The organism is Pseudoalteromonas sp. SIMBA_162 (genome assembly GCF_046535955.1).
GTDB classification, from domain to species: domain Bacteria; phylum Pseudomonadota; class Gammaproteobacteria; order Enterobacterales; family Alteromonadaceae; genus Pseudoalteromonas; species Pseudoalteromonas marina.
In genome coordinates this window covers 1-394 of record NZ_JAWJBQ010000108.1, presented here as the reverse complement: position 1 = coordinate 394, position 394 = coordinate 1, and the positions used below count along the sequence as shown (strand labels likewise).

Annotated in this window: 1 pseudogene; it reads left to right on the top strand. The window is 64.5% G+C overall.

The window, feature by feature from the left end:
* Positions 1-394 (top strand): annotated as a pseudogene (locus R0J88_RS18930) (acetyl-CoA C-acetyltransferase); the annotation flags it as partial.

Below are 394 nucleotides of genomic sequence, written 5' to 3'. Positions count from 1 at the left end.
AGGATGAGCAGCCCTTCCAGGCCAATCTCGACAAGATTCCCACTCTGCGCCCGGCCTTCGCCAAGGACGGCACCATCACCGCCGCCAATGCCAGCTCCATCTCCGATGGCGCCTCGGCACTGGTGCTGACGCGCCGTGATGAAGCCGAACGGCGCGGGCTAGCCGTCAAGGCGCGTATCCTCGGTCACAGCACCCACTCCCAGCACCCCAGCGAATTCACGCTGGCGCCCATCGGCGCCATCGACTCGCTGATGAAGCGCCTGGAATGGACCACAGAAGACGTCGACCTGTTCGAAATCAACGAGGCCTTCGCGGTGGTCACCCTGCTGGCGATGGATGCCCATGACATCCCGCATGACAAGGTCAATGTCTTCGGCGGCGCCTGCGCCCAGGG